The 20,026-nt window shown below is 33.0% G+C and carries 16 protein-coding genes; 13 read left to right on the top strand and 3 right to left on the bottom strand.

The genetic code is table 11. The annotated features are described in order from the left end of the window. The first annotated feature begins 218 nt into the window (after positions 1–218). The 5 genes from rfbA (at position 219) to CVU84_11780 (ending at position 6,724) form a co-directional block, all read left to right on the top strand. Complete coding sequence (gene rfbA, locus CVU84_11760; GenBank protein PKM94130.1) at positions 219–1,103, top strand: glucose-1-phosphate thymidylyltransferase; 885 nt, start codon at positions 219–221, stop codon at positions 1,101–1,103. Continuing rightward, positions 1,100–2,068, top strand: a complete 969-nt coding sequence (gene rfbB / locus CVU84_11765) for a dTDP-glucose 4,6-dehydratase (protein PKM94131.1) — start codon at positions 1,100–1,102, stop codon at positions 2,066–2,068. Before rfbA ends, rfbB begins: the two co-directional genes overlap by 4 nt. Before the next feature lie 58 nt (positions 2,069–2,126). Beyond that, positions 2,127–3,188: a glycosyl transferase gene (locus CVU84_11770; protein PKM94132.1), complete on the top strand. Its 1,062-nt coding sequence runs from the start codon at positions 2,127–2,129 to the stop codon at positions 3,186–3,188. Positions 3,189–3,202: 14 nt separating this feature from the next. Beyond that, positions 3,203–4,681, top strand: coding sequence for a hypothetical protein (locus CVU84_11775; protein ID PKM94133.1), 1,479 nt, complete (start codon positions 3,203–3,205; stop codon positions 4,679–4,681). Between the two features lie 75 nt (positions 4,682–4,756). Continuing rightward, the gene (locus CVU84_11780) at positions 4,757–6,724 is read left to right on the top strand and encodes a hypothetical protein (protein PKM94134.1); all 1,968 of its coding nucleotides are present in this window, start codon (positions 4,757–4,759) and stop codon (positions 6,722–6,724) included. Here the strand turns inward: CVU84_11780 and CVU84_11785 are convergent. Next, positions 6,708–7,700, bottom strand: coding sequence for a hypothetical protein (locus tag CVU84_11785; protein PKM94135.1), 993 nt, complete (start codon positions 7,698–7,700; stop codon positions 6,708–6,710). The two genes, CVU84_11780 and CVU84_11785, sit on opposite strands and share 17 nt — an antisense overlap. A gap of 85 nt (positions 7,701–7,785) precedes the next feature. On the opposite strand from CVU84_11785, the gene CVU84_11790 reads away from it, so the two are divergent. From CVU84_11790 to CVU84_11815, 6 genes are all read left to right on the top strand, one after another. Continuing rightward, positions 7,786–8,841 (top strand): hypothetical protein, encoded by a 1,056-nt coding sequence (locus CVU84_11790; protein ID PKM94136.1) that lies wholly within the window; start codon positions 7,786–7,788, stop codon positions 8,839–8,841. Positions 8,842–8,922: 81 nt separating this feature from the next. Next, positions 8,923–9,594 carry a hypothetical protein gene (locus tag CVU84_11795; GenBank protein ID PKM94137.1) on the top strand — a complete coding sequence of 224 codons (672 nt, stop codon included), beginning with the start codon at positions 8,923–8,925 and terminating at the stop codon, positions 9,592–9,594. Further along, a complete protein-coding gene (locus tag CVU84_11800; GenBank protein ID PKM94138.1) occupies positions 9,539–10,798 on the top strand; it encodes a hypothetical protein in 1,260 nt (419 codons plus the stop codon). The genes CVU84_11795 and CVU84_11800 overlap by 56 nt, the downstream gene beginning before the upstream one ends. A 117-nt stretch (positions 10,799–10,915) precedes the next feature. Next, complete coding sequence (locus CVU84_11805) at positions 10,916–12,298, top strand: hypothetical protein (GenBank protein ID PKM94139.1); 1,383 nt, start codon at positions 10,916–10,918, stop codon at positions 12,296–12,298. Positions 12,299–12,466: 168 nt separating this feature from the next. Continuing rightward, a complete protein-coding gene (locus CVU84_11810) occupies positions 12,467–12,691 on the top strand; it encodes a hypothetical protein (GenBank protein ID PKM94140.1) in 225 nt (74 codons plus the stop codon). A 12-nt stretch (positions 12,692–12,703) separates the two neighbouring features. Next, positions 12,704–13,933 carry a PAS domain S-box protein gene (locus CVU84_11815; GenBank protein PKM94141.1) on the top strand — a complete coding sequence of 410 codons (1,230 nt, stop codon included), beginning with the start codon at positions 12,704–12,706 and terminating at the stop codon, positions 13,931–13,933. Positions 13,934–14,039: 106 nt separating this feature from the next. Here the strand turns inward: CVU84_11815 and CVU84_11820 are convergent, their stop codons facing one another. Then, on the bottom strand, positions 14,040–16,001 hold the full coding sequence (locus CVU84_11820) for a class 3 fructose-bisphosphatase (GenBank protein ID PKM94142.1): 1,962 nt from the start codon (positions 15,999–16,001) through the stop codon (positions 14,040–14,042). Positions 16,002–16,156: 155 nt separating this feature from the next. On the opposite strand from CVU84_11820, the gene CVU84_11825 reads away from it, so the two are divergent. Continuing rightward, complete coding sequence (locus CVU84_11825) at positions 16,157–17,146, top strand: EamA family transporter (GenBank protein ID PKM94143.1); 990 nt, start codon at positions 16,157–16,159, stop codon at positions 17,144–17,146. 440 nt (positions 17,147–17,586) lie between these two features. Here the strand turns inward: CVU84_11825 and CVU84_11830 are convergent, their stop codons facing one another. Then, a complete protein-coding gene (locus CVU84_11830; GenBank protein ID PKM94144.1) occupies positions 17,587–18,270 on the bottom strand; it encodes a hypothetical protein in 684 nt (227 codons plus the stop codon). A gap of 198 nt (positions 18,271–18,468) precedes the next feature. Between CVU84_11830 and CVU84_11835 the strand changes: the two genes are divergently transcribed. Continuing rightward, a complete protein-coding gene (locus CVU84_11835) occupies positions 18,469–19,923 on the top strand; it encodes a hypothetical protein (GenBank protein PKM94145.1) in 1,455 nt (484 codons plus the stop codon). The last annotated feature ends 103 nt before the right edge of the window (positions 19,924–20,026 follow it).

Consider the following 20,026-nt stretch of genomic DNA (forward strand, 5'->3'; position numbering starts at 1 on the left):
TAAGAATCATGTATAATGATGTAAGAAATTAATATAGTTTTATTTTTGATACTGAAAAGGACTGTTAGCTGTATAGAATCCTCTATACCTGACGGTTCTTTTTTTATTTCGCACAATTTCATTTTTAAAACATAATATATATTATCTGAGAGAACCGCAAATTCAGTTTTCGGACAAGGCTACAATTCTCTCTAAACATAAAGTAAGGGAGGTGGAATATGAAAGGAATTATTTTAGCAGGGGGATATGGGACAAGACTCTTTCCTATGACAAAGGTAGTATCAAAACAACTACTTCCTATTTACGACAAGCCCATGATATATTACCCGTTATCCGTACTTATGATGGCTAATATAAGAAAAATACTCATTATTTCAACCCCAAAAGACATCGTTAATTACCAAATCCTTCTAGGGGATGGCTCCCAACTTGGAATGGATTTTAGTTATAAAATCCAAGAACAACCCAGAGGCTTAGCAGATGCATTTATTGTTGGAGAAACTTTTATTCGAAACAGTGAAGTTGCACTTATACTAGGAGATAATGTGTTTTGCGGAGAAGAATTAAATCGAATTCTTGATGGAATACATAAAGAAAAGAATACAGCATTGATTTTTGCTTATCCGGTTACCAATCCATCTGAGTTCGGTGTAGTAGAATTTGATGTACATAACAATGTAAAATCCATTGAGGAAAAGCCAGTTCTTCCTAAGTCACATTATGCTGTGCCAGGTTTATACTTTTATAATAATCATGTGATTGAAATTGCAAAAAACATAAAAGCATCAGACAGAGGTGAGTTGGAGATTACTGATGTGAATCTTACTTATATGAAACGACAACAATTAAAGGTGAAATTACTTGATGAGAGTATAAAATGGTTTGATACAGGCAGTTGTTCTGGACTATTAGAGGCTTCAAAGTATATTCATAAATATCAAAATGAAAAGAACAAATATATTGGTTGCATAGAAGAAATTGCTTTTTCTAAAGGGTATATCAATGAGTATGAATTGATTGCACTAGCAGATGGACTGAGAAATGCAGATTATGGAAAATATCTACTAAGCTTATTCAATGTAAAAAAGGAGGTGTTGAAGTGAAAACAATATTAATTACTGGTGGGGCGGGTTTTATTGGGAGTAATTTTATTCATTATATTCTTGAAAAGTACCCAGGGTATAAAATAATAAACTATGATGCTTTAACCTATGCAGGCAATTTGAAAAATCTGAGTGATATTCAAAGCAATCCCAATTATAGTTTTGTGAAAGGTCATATTGCGGATACGCAAAGAATTGAGATCATTTTTATGAGAGGAATCGACTATGTCATTAACTTTGCAGCTGAAACGCATGTTGATAGGAGTATTCAGGATAGTGAAAGTTTTGTTGTTACGAATGTACTTGGAGTTCAAACGCTATTAGGATTATCAAAAAAATATGGAGTAAAAAAATATCTACAAGTATCAACAGATGAGGTATACGGAAGTCTTTCAGACGAGGGATTTTTTACGGAAAAAACCCCTTTATGTCCTAATAACCCTTATTCAGCGAGTAAAGCAGCTGCAGATTTATTAACCTTAGCATACTATAAAACCTATAAGTTTCCGGTAAATATAACTAGATGCTCTAATAACTATGGACCAAATCAATATCCAGAAAAGCTAATGCCATTGGTTATATTAAAAGCAATGAATGAAGACGCGATACCAATTTACGGGAATGGTTTAAATATCCGGGATTGGATACACGTTGAAGATCATTGTAGGGGAATTGATCTTGTGCTTCATAATGGTAAAATTGGTGAGGTGTACAATATCGGAGGGAATAATGAAATAGACAATTTAACAATCGTAAAAAATATTCTTCATATAATGAGTAAAAATGAAAGCTTAATTCAACATGTAGAGGATAGATTAGGACATGACTATCGTTATGCGATTGATGCAAGTAAGATAAAAGAAGAATTAGGGTTTAAATCAGAGATTAACTTTAGCGTTGGGTTAAAAAGTACTATAAATTGGTATATAAAAAATGCCAGTTGGTTCTTCAAACAATTAATATAATACAACTTGAAGCTAGCATACATTAGTATTAAGTAATCGTTTTGGAGACTTTATATTAATGACTATTAGTTTGTGTATGATTGTTAAAGATGAGGAGAAGGTACTTGATAGGTGTTTATCTTCAATTAAGGATGTCTTAGATGAAATTATAGTTGTCGATACTGGATCTAAGGATAAAACGATAAAAATAGCAAAAAAGCATGGTGCCAAAATCTATCTTTTTTCTTGGGAAGATGATTTTGCAAAGGCAAGAAACTTTTGCTTTTCAAAGGCAACAAAGGATTATATTTTATGGTTAGATGCGGATGACGTTTTACTCCCCAAAGAACTTGAAAAACTGATTGAATTAAAACAAAGGTTAAGCGGCGAGATAGATGCCTATTCAATGATATATCATTATGAAGTAGATGAAAATGATAATGTGTTGTTAAGCTTTAGAAGAAACCGACTGGTTAAAAGAGAAAAAGGTTTTTTATGGTACGGTGCTGTCCATGAATACTTAGATATTCATGAAAACACATTGGATACTACTATTTGTATTACTCATAAAAGAACCAAACCGTTAAGCAATAGAAATCTTAAAATATATGAGGATCTACTACAGAAAGGTTTGAAGCTGAGTACTAGAGATATTTATTACTATGGGAAAGAATTATATGATCATGAGGATTATGAGAAAGCAATAGATTATTTTTTGGATTTTCTTGATTGTGAAGACGGATGGATTGAGGAAAAAATAACTGCATGTTTGAAAATTGCAAGGTATTATACCTGGGTTGGCTTATTTGATCACAGTCGAAATTATTGTTACAAAACATTTGAATATGCAAAGCCACGGCCTGAAGTATGTTGCCAAATGGGGAGTAACTATTTTGAAGAAAATAAGATTGAACAAGCTATTTATTGGTATAGTCTTGCACTTACAGCTGGTCAAGACGAAAATCCAACCGCTTTTAATAATCCTTCCTGTAGTTCTTGGTTACCGCATTTACAATTGTGTATGTGTCATTACAAATTAGGGGATGTGCAAAAAGCAAAGAAACATAATGAAGAGGCAATAAAATATAATAAGAATCACGAAAGTATACTATTCAACCAAAAATTCTTTGCAGATCTATAATAGGTAAATAAAAGATGAGTGCTATTTCTAAATTTGAGTATGAACAAAGACTTTCAAGATTAATAGATGCCTATGAACAAAAACTATTGAAAACAAATAGACAGATTGTCACATTACACATTGTGTATGTAGTTGGTAATCCGTCTATTTGTGGTGCAACTAAAATAATTTATGAGCAAGCCAATAGATTAGTTGAAAAAGGGGTAGTGGTTACGATTGTATCTTATGGAGAACGACCAAAGTGGTTTCAACTTAAGGCGAATTATATTAAGGTTCCTTCAAAGCTTCGCATATCCTTGTTAATTCCCAAATGTCACATTGTTGTTGCAACCTATTATACACACATACAAGAATGTATTGAAGCAGAAATTGCTCCTGTAGTTTATTTCGAACAAGGAGATACTCATCTATTTGAATATGAAAAACTTGAGGATGAGCATAAAGCATTTGTTCGGAAACAATTTGAACTGCCTAGGTTTATTATGACAGTATCGAATAAGACATCAAAATTGATTTCTCGGTATTTTAAACGTGAAGCAGTTATCATCCCAAATGCAATAGATACGCATATATTTAATCATAAGAAATTAGAAGATGGTTTAACGTATCAAGAAGAATACCTGTTGATGATGGGAAGAGATGATGTTGCTTTTAAAGGTATTGAGGAAATCATAATCGTTTTTAAAAGATTAAAAGAATTTAATAGAGACATAAAGCTTTATTGGATCACTCCATATCCTCCAAATAATCAACTTGAAGATATGGTGACAAAGGTGATTATAAATCCTACTCAAGATGAAATTTCTGCACTACTAAAAGGTGCAATTTTATATATATCAGCATCCTATCTTGAAAGCTTTTCACTACCTGTGCTTGAAGCAATGGCTTCGGGCTGCCCAGTTTTAAGTGCTGATAATGAAGGGGTTAAGGAATATGGAGTAGATGGATATAATTTATTACTGTACGAAAAAGGTAATATGACAGAAATGACTTTGAAGATTTTGAAAATATACTTTGATGGCGAATTAAGAGATGTTTTAATAAAGAATGGATTTCTTACAGCTCAGAAATATAGTTGGAGTGATTCAATAGAAAAGCTGTATCAATTTTTTCGGTGTGTAGCGCATTATGAAGTATGCGGCAGTAGGCAATTAAAAAATACCAATTTAAAACGAGGGTTCAATAATATGATAGAAGTATTTGAGTATGCAAATGAGCTATATCAGAACAATGTATATGAAGAAGCAATATACTTCTTAAATGAATTTATTAATTATGATATAAGCAATGAAGGAAAAAAAATAGAAGCTTATCGAATGAGATATTTGGCTTATTATTTAATGGGAGATATAAAAACAAGTAGGTATTATTGTTTTTTGGTATTTGAACTAGGAATACCGCAAGCAAAAGAATGCTGTTTTCTAGGCGAAACATTTTTAAATGAAGGTAGAGTTGACGAAGCATCTTTTTGGTTTGAAAAGGCCATAATATGAGTCATGTTTGTAACCTGGTTTGAGGCTTGACCATATAATAGTTAGTAATAAGACACAAAATTTGGAGGGAGTAAGATGGCGTTATATCAATTGGTACAAAGAGATCATGAATTTATCATTGATTTTGCTAAATCAAGAGAAGCGAATGAACAACAAAACGAATCTTTATTTTGGTTTGAGAGTAACAAAAATGTAGATGTTGATGTATCATTTATAATTTACCACTATAAAGATATGAGCGAAGTTGAATTGATTTTAACACTATCTGCATTATGTAAGCAAGAATATCTACCAATAGATTTTGTAGTCGAGATTATTATTATGCTAGATGGTATTCGATTAAAGGATTTGGTATTGTTAGGGGACATTATTTCTAATAGACAGGACATAGTAATCGTAGATAGTAATACGAACTTTGTGGGACCAGGATTAATGTGGAATGTGGGGAGTTACATATCTAGAGGGAAAAAAATATGTTTTACTTGGACAGGCGTATATTGGCTAAAGGATTCTTTATTTCGTTTAAACAATATCATTGAAGACGAGGGCTTTGATGGAGCATATGGTCAGGTTAAATTTGAGATTACCAAGGAGCTAAATCATGTTGGTCAATTTGAAGCAAATCCGGCATGGGTGCAAGGTGCTAATATGATCCCCCTATGTTATTGCTTATTAAGTAGGGGGCTGGTAGAAAAGCTTAAGGGGTTTTATGCCGACATCGCCTTGTGTAGAATTGTGGATTGGGAATTTATGTTGAGAGTAAGTGCAATTAGTAGGCTGAAAGCGTTTGATGCAGCGCCTATAATTGGGAGAGTAGCCTTGTGTAATGTACATAGCAATTTAAAGTTTAAGGAGTCTATGGATGAAATCATTAGATTTGGACTTAATGAGAGTATCATGTTTTCATATAAAAAAAGAATTACAAAAAAAGTATTAAATCAATCCTTTTCTAAAAAAATAAGAGCAGCTAAGGAAAGAGAAAACAAACTATATAAAATAGGAATAATCAGTGACTTGAATGAAAGATCTCAAATTCAGTTCTCATTACTTGGTTTTTTTGAAAAGTTATCTAAAATAATATCGTGGAGAAAATTTAATGAAAGTACCTTAAAAATCTCTGAACTTAAAAATTATGACCTTATCTTTTTCGTTAGGAGTAGAACCGAACAAGCTGTTAAGGCAGCTCAATATTGTTTTAAGAAAGACATTATGACCGCATACATACTAGATGATAATTGGATCAGTGATACTGAAATTTATCCACAACAAGAAAATCATATAGAAATGGACACTTCGTTCTATGATAATTTTATCTTACTTATTTCAACAATGGATTATGTGGTGATCTATAACGATTTATTGTGGCAGGGAGTTAGAGATTACAATAATCAAGTCATACTATTTCCTGTAAATATTAATTTGGATTATTTCAAAAGAAGGAAAAAAAAGAATAATCCGACAAATATCCGCATTGGATATACAGACAGGAATTTTGAGTTGCAGTATTTTGATCCAATATTTAAGGCAGTAGAGAGAATAATGGACAAATACAAAGAGGTAAACTTGTATTTAAAAGGCGTAGAATTACCAGTAGCCTTTAATAAATATGGTAATAGAGTAAGTTTATCAGCTTATGAACCGGATTATTTGAAATATTGTAAGGATATTGCAGAAGCGTATTGTGACATAATGTTGTGCCCCCTTGAAAATAATAAGTACAATAAAAGCAAATGCCAAAATATGTATCTGGAATCAACTGCTGCGGGAGCGGTAGGTATTTACACGGATCATGAATCAAACAAAGAATTTATCATCAACGAATATAATGGATTAATGATTGAAAATGAAGAAGAGAAATGGTTTCTTGCAATCGAACGGTTAATTGTAGACGATAAGTTGCGAATAGACTTACTATCAAATAGTCGTAAAGATATTAATTTTTCATATAATACAAACGTAGCATTACCTAGGTTCAAGCAACTACTTAAAATGATGCTGACAAAGGAAACCTGCGATAAACCAAATCCTATAAATTGGAACTGATAATTTTTTCTTTTTCTAAGTCACTAATGATATAAAGTGCTCTTTCTTTATAGCTATGCATTGAGATGCTTTTCGAACCTGTTGTACGTATCAATTCCTTAGCAGGTTCGTTTTCCATGTAAAAATTGTATTTCTCTAGCATATCTTCATAGGAATTTACCATAATGAAATCCTTCCCGTGATTTAAGAAATGTTCTAGTGCTTTGTTATAGGAGGTCATTAAAAAACCACCCGCACCCAATATTTCAAAGGTTCTCATAGTTATTACGTCGTCAGAATAATTCTGCAGGCCAAGTACTATGTCACAGGAATTATAGACATCATTGGTTTTTAAATAATGTATTGATCCGTGTAACCAAGTTGAAGGTAATTCCTTGTCAAGGATAGGGGTCATCTTATCCCAGTTATCACCCCATATATCTACTTGAACATCTTTGTCAAGCAAGGGACTTAATAGGATGTTCATTGAGCTTTTTCTATAGTGGGTGGTATCATATTCTAAAACATTTGGATATGCATTTGCAACTAATCCAACCAATCGATTGTTTATATTCCGTCTTGATTTGGGGTGAAATATAGTGGGTTGATAACCAAAGGGCAAGAAGGAAGCTCCATAGCCAAAGGACCGATATATAGGTACGGAGGAAGGAGATACTGTGAAAACCCAATTTGGGGATAATAGTTTGATTAGAGGAATGGAGAAAAGCGTGGTAAAGGTAGGATCTTCAGTTGCCCAATAGACAAGGGGAACATTATAAATATGTGCTACTTCATGTATAAGCTCAAGATTGGATTTGGTATGGATCAGACTCCAACCTAGGACTACTGCGAAGTGAGGTTTAAAGGAAGCAAATAAAAAATTAAGTCTAGATTCAAGGAATGTACCTGTAACTAAAATGGAATGTCCAGCATCTCTAAAACCTAGAGGAAGACCAAATATAAAACGATGATCATTTTCAATAAAAATAATCCGCATATGATTTATTTCCTTTTAAATTAGTTTATTCATTATAAAGAATGAATTATGACAGTAGGAGATGAATGAAGGGAAGGTCAAATATATGAGTTTGATTTCTTATAAAAATGACAAAGCAAAGAGAAAGATACTAGCCTTTTGTTTTACTATGATTCCATCAGCCATTGTAGGAGTCATTGAGCCATTAAAGAGATTACAGCAAAAAGGTGAATTGGATTTTCAATATAAAGATACGGAAAAAATAAGTGAAGCAGATATTATTTCTTCGGATATTGTTATATGCATTAGAGGAGCTGAAACTAGGGAATTGGTATTGGTGGAAAAAGCCATTCATGCTGGTAAGTATGTGATTTATTATTTAGACGATGATTTGCTAGGTATAGATGCTTCACAAACGTATAATCAAAATTATTTTAGTAATCCAAGCACCATTTATAATATTAGAAATATGATGGAAAAGAGCCATTGTTTATGGACAACGAATCCAATAATTGCTGAAAGATATTTAGATTTTTTTGAGAATGTAATCGTTACGGGAGCACCCGCCTTACTACTCGATGCTGACGGAGAAACAAAAAAAGAAACAAAAAAAGTAACGAAGGGCGCTATAACAATTGGGTATGCTGGTGGTGTACAACACAGAAGTTTTTTTGAATATATTCTGTATGACCCAATTAACAGGTTGATAAAGGAATACGCAAAAAAGGTTAAATTTGAAATTTTTGGCTTTGAACCTTACTATATGGATCTGCATTCAGTAGACTTTTTCCCTTATATAAAAGATTATAAGAAATATAAGCAATTTATGTACTGTAGAAATTGGGATATTGCACTAGCACCATTGCCTAACTCACAGTTTAATGCATGTAAATACTTCAATAAGTATTTAGAATATGGTGCTATCAAGGCAGCGGGTATCTATTCGAATGTAAGTCCCTTTACGAATCGTATTAAAAACGAGTACAATGGATTATTGGTTGCAAATACAGTGGAGGATTGGTATTTTGCTATGATTAAATTAATTGAGAATGAAAATTTAAGAAATAAAATTATTTGTGCTGCTGAAGGAGATTTAAGAGAAAATTTTTCCGTAGAATGTATAAGTGAAGATATCATGATGAAAATAGCGGGGTTGTTTTAATGAAGGGGAGTATTATCCAAGTGGATAAGAACAGATTATCCTAATAATTCATAGTATAGATTAGAAGGTGAAAATATTAGTATAGAAAATCAAAATAAATTATGTTTTATTACTTGTGTAAACGATGAAGCTTTGTATCGTCAATCATTATTATATATAAAAAAGTTATACATACCTCATGGCTATGAGCTAGAATATATCGCTGTTAGGGGAGCAAAATCTTTAACAAGTGGATATAATCAGGGGATGTGTAAGTCAAATGCCAAGTATAAAATATATCTACATCAAGACGTATGGATCATTCATCAAGATTTTGTTGTAGATATTTTAGAAATATTTAAAAAAGTCAACCAATTGGGTATTGTTGGAGTTATAGGTACGAAGTCGATACCGCCCAGTGGAGTTTGGTGGGAATCAGATCAAAAAGAAGGAAAAGTAGTAGATAGTCATACTGGCACATTGGAACTTTTGGATTTTCAATCATCTTCTGACAATATGACTATAGTAGAAGCGATAGATGGGTTGTTATTTGCTACTCAGTACGATATAAGCTTTAGAGATGACTTGTTTGATGGTTGGCATTTTTATGATATATCACAATGTTTTGAATTTAAAAAAAGGGGATATAAGGTAGCAATCCCATTTCAAAGAAATCCCTGGTGCATTCATCATTGTGGCATTGTAGATTTAACTGATTATGAGGAGTATAGAAAAATTTTTATCAATGAGTATAGACAAAAAAATAAATTATAGCTTTATCATTTTAAGATATAACCAATGGGAACTTACATTACAAACGATAGAAACTTTGATTAAATCTCTTAATAAAGCCACAATTACCGAAGGAATAGAAATAATTCTAGTAGATAATGGATCTACGGATTCTAGGGATCAAGAGGTTTTTCAATTTATGAAAGATAGTAAATTCAGGGATATTTCTACTAAACAATTTAGATTAGAGGAAAACATGGGTTATCCAGTAGGTATAAACTATGGTATTTCAAAAGCAGAAGGAAATATTTTAATCATTTTAAATAATGATTTAATCTTTAGTCAAGGGTGGTTTAAGCCTTTGGTAGATTATTTAAGAAAGGAACCGGATATTGGAGTTGTAGCTCCATATTTATCTAATGCCTCTGGTATGCAGGATGTAGGATTCTATGAAACAGACTTAGATATCATTCATAAATATGCAATTGCTTTCATGAGGAATCATCAAGGCGATACGATTGAAACAAATAGAGTTATTGGTGCTTGCATGGTAATCAAACGAGAAGTTATTGAACAAGTAGGAGGCAATGATTTTTGGTTTGGTCCAGGTCATTACGATGATGACGATTGGTGTCTTAGAATTAGAATTGCAGGATATAAAATTGCGGTAATTGGAAATTCCTTTATTTATCACATTGGAAGTGCATCATTTAGATCTTCCATGTGGAATGTCAATCAGATTATTCAGCATAATAAAATGAAGTTTATATCAAAATGGCAATTAGATATTCATGAGACTTCTCGTGATAAATTAATTGAAAGTTCTATATTTTCAAGTAAAAAGCATTATGAACCTATTATCAATGCGGATTTTTGCAATCAGAAAGATGGGGATGATCATAAGGTTGATGGTGCTTTATTTATCGCAGATTGGTATAGTGATGCATCTGCATGGCGAAAAAAGCTTGAAGAAATATTAAAAGAAAAAGCAAATGAGAAGTATTTTATTTGGGTACCAAACCCTTATTTTAATCTCAATGAAAGTAAAGACTTGATTGCTTTACAGGACTTTATTTATTTGAATTCAGTTAGGTATGCTTTATATAAAAAAAACATTAGTTGTATTCATACAGAAGTACCAAATATTTATCTCTTACAGTTTGTGAATCGTTTTAATCATATTATAAAAATTGAAAATGATGTAATCAATTCATACATTATAAAAGTAAAAGAAGATAGCCTTTAATCAAATGCGGAGGTTTTGTAACAGTGATAAATATATAGTATCCTTAAATTTCATAGTCATCTTCCAATATAAACATTAAGAAACATTCAGGTACATAAAAGGAGGTGATAGGAAAGGATGAAAGAAAGAGGCACTAAAATTTCTAAAAAAGATAAGATTTATAGGACAGTAAGGGTAGAATTATTTGAAGATTGTATGAATGCAAGGTATTTGGATTGTCAAAATAAAAATAGAATCGCATACAAAGAAGTGACAAAGAAATATAATAGAGCAGAAAGAAGATGTATAAAAGGGGATAGAGTAGCTTGTGGGCCAGTTGATGTTATTGGTGAGCAAGGACCTCGAGGACCACAAGGTCCATGTGGTGAAACAGGAGAACAAGGTCTGGTAGGACCAAAAGGTAATATTGGAGCAACAGGACCGGCAGGACCCAAAGGCGATACAGGAGCAACAGGACCGGCAGGACCCAAAGGCGATACAGGAGCAAAAGGACTGACAGGACCAAAAGGTGATACAGGAGTAGAAGGGCTAGCAGGACCAAAAGGCGATACAGGAGCAGAAGGGCTAGCAGGACCCAAAGGCGATACAGGAGCAGAAGGACTGGCAGGACCAAAAGGTGATGTAGGAGCAGAAGGATTACAAGGACCACGTGGTGAAACAGGAGAACAAGGACCGGCAGGACCAAAAGGCGAAACAGGAGCAGAAGGACTGGCAGGACCAAAAGGAGATACAGGAGCAGAAGGACCGTTAGGACCAAAGGGCGATATAGGAGCAATTGGACCGGCAGGACAAAAAGGTGATTTAGGTCCAAGAGGACCCAAAGGCGATATGGGTTGTAGGGGACATCAAGGACCAAAAGGAGAAACAGGCCCAAGAGGTCATTGTGGACCAGAAGGAGATGAGGGGCCAAGAGGAAAGCAAGGACCGAAAGGTGACATAGGCCCTAAAGGACCAAAAGGCGACACAGGACCAAAAGGTGATACTGGACCTCCAGGAAAATGTGATTGCTTCTGTCATAAAGAATGGCAAGTAATTATAAGAGGCTTATTAGACTTAAATATTAATAAGGTTGATTTTGCTACAACAGCTGATCAAAAAGTAAATAAACAATTGATTAAAAAAGTTGAAGGAAGATTAATTGAAATAGATGATTGTATTATACCAACCAACCAAATGGTAGGTTTGAAATTTGAAGCTGAAGCACAAAATAATGTTGAAACGCATTTGGTGCTTGGAAGTTATGTACCTTATTGGATGAGCGAACCTTTATTTTATGATACAAAATTAAAGGATAGGTTTAAAGCATTTAAAGAAGCTGGGGTTTTAGTTTCAATGCAAACTTGTGGAATGGGAGGATTTTCAAAATTAACAAACCTTACTATCGTTGGAGTTGGTGAGGATTTAGTATTGGCGAAAAAAATGTCTCAAGGGACCATAATAGAATATTATGTAATATCCATCGCCCACATTACTTCTATCGAAAAAACACATATTTTTTAAGAGAATGGAATGCGGAGGTTTTGTAACCTTGACTTTTGTAGAAAGCCCACTTATATATTTTAGTGGGTTTCTTATTTATATAAACGAGTATAACGTTGTGTATTTGATGAAAAAGTGATTTAATTAGGATATACATTGGTATACTAAACATATTAAAGGAAGGTGCTTATGGATAAAACCTTGGATTTTTCAAAAAACATATATGAGCTATGTACTGCCAACCCAGATATCATTGAAATTATGCAGGAGCTGGGGTTTGAAAACATTACAGGTAAGGGTATGCTAAATACTGTTGGAAGAATTATGACTATTCCAAAAGGGGCAGCTATGAAGAATATTCCAATAGAACATATTAAAGCTACCTTTGAAGACAAAGGATATACAATCCTATAGGAGGGAAAAAATATGAGTGAATTAATCAACAACAGAGAATATAGACAACAACAATTAAAGATATTAATAACACAATTACACGAAGGTAAGTCTGTCAATGAAGTTAAGGAGGCCTTTGGAGAATTGATTGAAGGAGTATCACCTACAGAAATTTCTGAAATGGAGCAAGCCCTAATAAACGAAGGTATGCCCGTTGAAGAAATTCAAAGATTATGTGATGTTCATGCGGAGGTGTTTAAGGGATCTATTGAAGAAATACACAGACAAAGAATCCCAGAAGAAACGCCAGGTCATCCAGTTAATACCTTTTATCTTGAAAATAGAGAAATTGAAAAGTTACTAAATGATAAGGTTCAAAAAGCTTTAGAAGATTTTGAGCAAAAGGATAGCCCAGAAAATGTATTTAAACTACTTGAAGTTCTTAATCTACTTTGGGATATTCATAAACATTATTTGAGAAAAGAAAACTTACTCTTTCCTTATATGGAGAAATACGGCATTACTGCACCTCCTAAGGTGATGTGGGGTGTAGATGATGAGATACGTAATCAAATTAAAGAAGTTAAGACAATCCTTCAAAGCTATGACAATGCGAAAGAACAAGTAGTGCAAAAAGCAACTGACGTCATAAAGAAAATCAATGATATGATTTTCAAAGAAGAAAATATACTCTTCCCTATGGTAGTGGATACCTTATCAGAAGATGAATGGAAGACTATTGAAGAAGATAGTGATGAATTTGGATATTGTTTAACTCAACCGATAGCTAAGTGGCAACCAGTCAAAAATAATATAGTACAAGAAGAAGAAAAGAAAAGCGTGAAAGCATCTGATCTTGGACATATTAAGTTTGATACCGGAATTCTAACGACTGAGGAAATCGGTGCTGTATTAAATACGTTGCCATTAGATCTTACCTTTGTTGATAAAGACGGTTTGGTAAAATATTTTTCTCAGGGTAAAGAAAGGATTTTTCCTAGAACCAAATCAGTTATTGGAAGAGAAGTTTCGAATTGTCATCCACCAGCAAGCGTTCATATTGTAGAAAAAATTGTTGAGGATCTGAAGTCTGGTAAAAAGGACCATGAAGATTTTTGGATTAAGATGGGTGAGAAATTTGTATATATTAGATATTTTGCTGTAAGAAATAAGGAAGGTGAGTTTCTTGGTACTTTAGAGGTTACTCAAAATATTGGTCCAATTCACGCACTTGAGGGTGAGAAAAGATTGATTGGAGAATAAGTTATACCGGCTAAATTCATATATAGTAGAGTGAAAAATCTCCTATCTGACAATAATTACTTATATGCAGAAAGGAGATTTTTTTGTACATTAATTTGAATTTAAGTTATTTGATAATACCTTTTCTATATGCGAGGAGCAAAAGTTCTAAATCATAAATATCCTTTTTAATCAGAATACCGATGTCTGTATCGGCAACTAGAATTCGAATACTTCTATTTTCTAAAATAGTTAATTTTGAAAAGATATCTCTATTATTTTGAATTGCTTTTTCGGTTGTTTCAAAAGGTTCATGAGCAGCTAAAATCATTCCATGTGAATTGTAAATCAGTGTATAGCCAGCGATGCCTGTTTCGTTCTGGTAAGCCTTTGACAGTCCACCATCAATTACAAGAAGTTTTCCATCAGCTTTTATTGGGCTTTCGCCTTTTTTTACTTTTACTGGAACGTGACCATTTATGATTCGGGCATTCGTATTATACAAGCCAAATTCTGCCAGTATCAATTCACAAACGCTTTTTTCTTCAACCCAAGTATAATATGGATTTTTGGCTTCCGCATGAGTTGCAGGATCTTCAATATAATAACGTTCGAAGGTTGTAATTTTTTTCTTGCCAAAAAGGGAGGAATTTTCGCCAGTAGTTAAATACCAGAAAAAGTCCACATCTTTTTCTTCGAATTTTTTCATTCTATTTGCATAGGCTTCTCTAACCATAATTTCAAATTGATCGATTAAAGCTCTACCACTATAGAACTTTCCATTCAGCTCAAAGGATTCAAATTCTTTGTTATGATTCATTGGTATACAACCATGGTACAAGAGATTGCCATTGAAAGCTAAATACATACTGCCTTTTGATAGCATTAAGTCCATATGCTTTTGTAGCTTTTCATTTCTGAGGAAAGACTGCTTTAATTTAAGCATAATATCCATTTCTTCTGCGGTTAAGGTATATGGATCGTTTGGATCAATGGTTGGGAAGTGGTTATCTCTTAAAGGGTAAACCTTTCCTTCGTAGTTCACGGTGCTATTTTCATAATCAATCTTATCTAAGAATAATCTACATTCAAAATTATAACTAGGCTTACGTTGAATAAGCTGACCTTCTAGCTTGAACTGAATAATACTAATCGCATTATGTATTTGGGCACTCATCAAATCTTCACGCTTATCTAGGCCATTTTGTGCACTTGGCTTAAAGATATCATGGACTTCAGGATACGTATCCATAGCAAATTTTGCTAAAGGAAGAAGACTTATACCATAAGATTCTTCTATGTTATTAATGTTACCAGCCTTTACTGAAACCCTGATCGTATTTGCAATACACAAAAGAGAACCAGAAGCCGCACCTAACCAAGCAATGTCATGATTACCCCATTGGATATCTAGTGAATGATAGTCCAACAGCGTATCCATAATGATGTCTGAGCCAGGGCCTCTATCATATACATCTCCAATAATATGTAAGTGATCTATGGCAAGATGCTGAATCAACTCACAAATTGCAACAATAAAAGGTTTGGATTGTTCTGTTCGAATAATACTTCGAATAATTTCATCATAGTAATACTGCTTATCAATTACATTTTCTTGTTCATGTAACAATTCCTCAATAATATATATAAAGTCTTTTGGTAACGCTTTTCTAACTTTTGATCTTGTATATTTGGAAGAAACTTCTCTACAAACCTTAATTAACCTATGTAATGTAGTGGCATACCACTCATCAATATCCTCATCTTCAATTCGCAACAATACTTCTTTAGGGTAATAAATTAATTGAGCCAAAGCACTCTTTTGATTACTAGTAATCGTTGTTCTGAAAACATCTTCAATTTTTTTCCTTACAACACCAGAACCGTTTTTTAATACATGAATAAATGCTTCGTATTCTCCGTGTAGGTCAGATAAAAAATGTTCTGTGCCCTTTGGCAGACTTAAGATTGCCTGCAGATTAATGATTTCTGTGCTAGCAGCCTGTATGTTTGGAAATTGTTTTTTTAAAAGATACAAATATTTCTTATTTCGTTCAATTTCATCTAACGCTAATAATTCGTCATTCATAGATGTCCCCCTATTCAAATAAATTATTTAATATCTTCCAATAATTATAACACACAACATAACATTTCTCTAGTAAACACATGTATTATTGTGAAAAAGAACTAGTAAACTTTATCAAGATAAAGTAAAATAGACAAGATAAGGGAGGTAGCTAAATGATTCATAAATTTAAAGGACATATATTAGCAATATTAACAATAACCATATGGAGTACGACCTTCATAGTAAGTAAAATTTTATTAAATCAATTTACTCCGCTACAAATATTATTTTTCAGGTTTATCATAGCAGTATTATTCTTAAGTATTTTATATCCTAAGTTTAAACGGCCCAATAATTTGAAGGAGGAATTATTGTTTTTGATTACTGGAGGGTGCTTGGCGCTATATTTCTTTTTTGAAAACTCAGCCTTAATACATACTTATTCATCCAACGTTAGCTTAATTGTATCTACTATTCCACTCATAACCGGAGTGTTATCAGCGCTTATTTATAAAACCCATTTCTTTACAAAGAAAAGCATTGTGGGCTTTGTTATAGCATACTTTGGAGTAATTTTAATTATCATAAATGGAAATAAGCTTGCAGGCATTGAACCAATTGGCGATTTTTTTGCATTTATAGCAGCGTTGATGTTTGCCCTTTATACACTAGTAATGCAAAAGATTGAAAAAACCTATCATTTGATTGAAATGACAAGAAAAGTTATGTTGTATGGACTTGTTTTCTTGGGTATTATTATTTTGATTTCTAAACAAAGCCTATATATACAAAAAGTTGATATTAGTCTTGTTTTGAGTATGCTATTTTTAGGCATAATTGCATCTTCATTGGCTTTTTTAATGTGGAATAAAGCAATACAGATGCTTGGTTCAATAAAAACAAATCAGTATATATATTTAATTCCTGTTGTAACAACTGTGTTTTCAGCAATCATTCTGCGGGAGGCAATTACACTAATCACAGTTTTCGGCGCTGTATTTATTATTTTGGGACTTTACCTTTCTGAAAATGAAACAGAAACAGAAACAGAAACAGAAACAGAAACAGAAACAGAAACAGAAACAGAAACAGAAACAGAAAATGAAACAGAAAATGAAACTGAAACTGAAAAAGAGACTGGAACAGAAATTGAAACAGCATGAGATATGGAACTGGATGAAAAAATAGGAATATAGTCCCGATTAGTAAAAAAAGTGCCTTTTGTATGCTGACAGCATACCAAATATCGTTATATTCATTGTATGATAGATGCATACCAGTTATCTGGTAATCATTTCTATAGAGACTCATTCATGCGATGCAGTTCTCGTCTTACAAATTTGTTGCAACAAATGAAAATGTTTAGAAAATGAAATTTTGGAAGGATACATTGGGGCGGAGGTCAAACTATCAGATTGAACAAAGAGAATAAGGGGAGATAATAACTTGTGTTTGGGGGAACACAATTAATTTGTAAGGATCGTGACTATTGAGTAAAATTTAATTCAATCTGTAGGGACTAATAAATGTAGGACTACCAAAACGAAAAAGCACGCCGATTTAGAAATAATCGCTGTGCCTTTTTTGTTGAATTAGAAACTATTTATTTTATCCTATTTATAATATCCGTATATTCATCAAATGCTTTATGCCCTTCATCACTTAGCTTATATACACCTTTTTTGACTCTTTCAAACCAAGCATAATGATTATTTAATAATAGTGCTTGCATTTTTTCGTTACCAGTAGCTTCTCTTAAAGCTTTTACGGTCATTTCTTCTTGGTCCTTTAAATAGCTCGCTGCAAGTAGTGCCTTTTCTCTATAGGCAGTAACTAACTTTCCTCTTGAGCCGCCACGATTATGATCTCCGTGTCTATCCGAGAGTTCTTTTAAGGCCAAAGCCTTTTTCTTGCTACTCAATCTTATTGTTTGCATAAATGGAGTAGGGTCAAATAGGATTTGTGCATAAGGAGCTTTTACATCAAGGGCAACCAGTATTAACCCAAGTCCTAAGCGTCTTAATAAATTTTCCTTCTCTTTAAAAGTATGTTTTTTCCTTAGTTGAAATTTTGGTCTAGGAATAGCTATATATACATGTTCCGTTATGCGTTGTCTTTCTATAGCCTGTAAAATAAGCTTTAAATTAAAGGAAGTTTTAAGCTCGATGATAATCATTTCATCACCTTTCATTGCAGTAACATCTATATTTTTTACTTCTCCATTTACTTCATAACCCAATGTTGTAAAGAGACTCTTTATAGGCAAGTATAAATCTGATTCCATCATAATAATACCTCGATATAATTAGTATATTCCTAGTATAGATAAAATAATGAAAATTGTCAAAAGCAAAAGAATGAATGCAATTGGTGTAATATTACAGTTTCTTGACAGTTGGACCAACGGCATTGTAATGAAAAGAGATTAGAGTGTATAATGAAACACAATATAAAATATAAATCATCTTAAGGGGAGCTTGCGAAAATGACTAGAAAAAAGAAAATCGGCTACGCAAAAGTATTGCTTTGTAGTATTTTGATTATGATTAGTTTTGCAAATATTCAAGTAGATGCCCAAAGTGGTATAGGTGTGAGGGTGAATGGAGTTGCAGTAGTTTTTAAAGACACGAAAGCATTTATTAATAATAACAACTATGCATTAGCACCAGTAAGAGAACTGTGTGAAGCTCTTGGGGCAAGAGTAAAATGGAATGGTGCATTAAAGCAAATCACCATTACAAATGAAGAAAAAACGATCATATTAACAATCAATCAAAAAACAGCACTTGTTGATGGAAAAGAAATATCACTAAAGACTCAAGCTGTGCTGAAAAATAACAAAACCTTAGTACCAATTAAATTTATTACAGATACATTGAATCATAAGGCTGAATGGAAACAAAAATCACAAATGATAGATATTACTGCACAACCACTCTATAACCACTACAGAGGTCAATTGCATTCCCATACGGGCGTATCGGATGGATATGGAGAAGTTGAGGAAGCATATAAATGGGCAAAGGAAAAGGGCAATGTTGATTTCTTTGCGGTAACAGATCATTCCAATCTATTCGATAATGGCGATGAAGCTACTTTTGAAAGTCATAATAGTGAAGAATGGGCACTTATGAAAAAAACAGCTGATGAATATAATGAAGATGGAGAATTTATAGCTATTGCAGGATATGAACTCACATACTGGGATAAGGTTTCTGGGCATATGAATACTTATAACACAGAGGGTTTCTACAGTAGACGTAGTATAGAACTAGAACCATATTATGAAAAGTTAGAAAAGGAGGTTGACTCTTTTTCACAGTTCAACCATCCAGGTACGACATGGGGAGATTTCCAAGATTTTGGTTTCTACTCAAAAGAGAGAGACGATGTTATTCATTTATTTGAGGTTGGGAATGGTCCAGGGAAGCAACTTAATAGTGATTATTGGAGATGTGATGGCTATTACTTTAAAGCCTTAGATAAAGGCTGGCATGTTGCACCAACAAATGGGCAAGACAACCATAATAGAGATTGGGTAACCACCAATCCATTTAGAACTGTGATCTTAGCAAAAGACTTAACAAGAGAAGCTTTATTTGATGCAATAAGAGAGCATAGAGTTTATGCTGCAGAAGATAAGAATGTAGAAGTGAATTATACCCTAAATGGATATGTGATGGGTTCCGAAATTACGGATAGCGTTAATCAACTTAATATATACATAGGAGTAAAGGATCCGGACGTTGCAGATAAGGTTCAAGATATCACTATTTATACCAACGGGGGTAAAATTGTAGACTACAAAACCTTTAATAGCAATAATATCAACTATCAAGTATCTTTAGCTCCAAAAGCAGAACAGAGTTACTATTATGTCAGGATAAGGCAAAAGGATAACAATTATATTATCACTGCACCAATATGGATTGATAAATAGGAAAAAGGGTACCGTATTCTTTAACTGGAAAATTAATATTTATATATTGGATTAGAATAATAAAAAAATGGCAGCTCAATAAATGAGTTGCCATTTTTGCTTG

It is taken from the genome of Firmicutes bacterium HGW-Firmicutes-1 (genome assembly GCA_002841625.1).
In the GTDB taxonomy this organism is placed as follows: Bacteria; Bacillota; Clostridia; order Lachnospirales; family Vallitaleaceae; genus HGW-1.

What these genes read in the sequence shown, in the direction of transcription:
- rfbA (PKM94130.1), top strand. Translation starts at nt 219, where the DNA reads ATGAAAGGAATTATTTTAGCAGGGGGATATGGGACAAGACTCTTTCCT.
- CVU84_11770 (PKM94132.1), top strand. Translation starts at nt 2,127, where the DNA reads ATGACTATTAGTTTGTGTATGATTGTTAAAGATGAGGAGAAGGTACTT.
- CVU84_11775 (PKM94133.1), top strand. Translation starts at nt 3,203, where the DNA reads ATGAGTGCTATTTCTAAATTTGAGTATGAACAAAGACTTTCAAGATTA.
- CVU84_11780 (PKM94134.1), top strand. Translation starts at nt 4,757, where the DNA reads ATGGCGTTATATCAATTGGTACAAAGAGATCATGAATTTATCATTGAT.
- CVU84_11785 (PKM94135.1), bottom strand. Translation starts at nt 7,700, where the DNA reads ATGCGGATTATTTTTATTGAAAATGATCATCGTTTTATATTTGGTCTT.
- CVU84_11790 (PKM94136.1), top strand. Translation starts at nt 7,786, where the DNA reads ATGAGTTTGATTTCTTATAAAAATGACAAAGCAAAGAGAAAGATACTA.
- CVU84_11800 (PKM94138.1), top strand. Translation starts at nt 9,539, where the DNA reads ATGAGGAGTATAGAAAAATTTTTATCAATGAGTATAGACAAAAAAATA.
- CVU84_11805 (PKM94139.1), top strand. Translation starts at nt 10,916, where the DNA reads ATGAAAGAAAGAGGCACTAAAATTTCTAAAAAAGATAAGATTTATAGG.
- CVU84_11810 (PKM94140.1), top strand. Translation starts at nt 12,467, where the DNA reads ATGGATAAAACCTTGGATTTTTCAAAAAACATATATGAGCTATGTACT.
- CVU84_11815 (PKM94141.1), top strand. Translation starts at nt 12,704, where the DNA reads ATGAGTGAATTAATCAACAACAGAGAATATAGACAACAACAATTAAAG.
- CVU84_11820 (PKM94142.1), bottom strand. Translation starts at nt 16,001, where the DNA reads ATGAATGACGAATTATTAGCGTTAGATGAAATTGAACGAAATAAGAAA.
- CVU84_11825 (PKM94143.1), top strand. Translation starts at nt 16,157, where the DNA reads ATGATTCATAAATTTAAAGGACATATATTAGCAATATTAACAATAACC.
- CVU84_11830 (PKM94144.1), bottom strand. Translation starts at nt 18,270, where the DNA reads ATGATGGAATCAGATTTATACTTGCCTATAAAGAGTCTCTTTACAACA.
- CVU84_11835 (PKM94145.1), top strand. Translation starts at nt 18,469, where the DNA reads ATGACTAGAAAAAAGAAAATCGGCTACGCAAAAGTATTGCTTTGTAGT.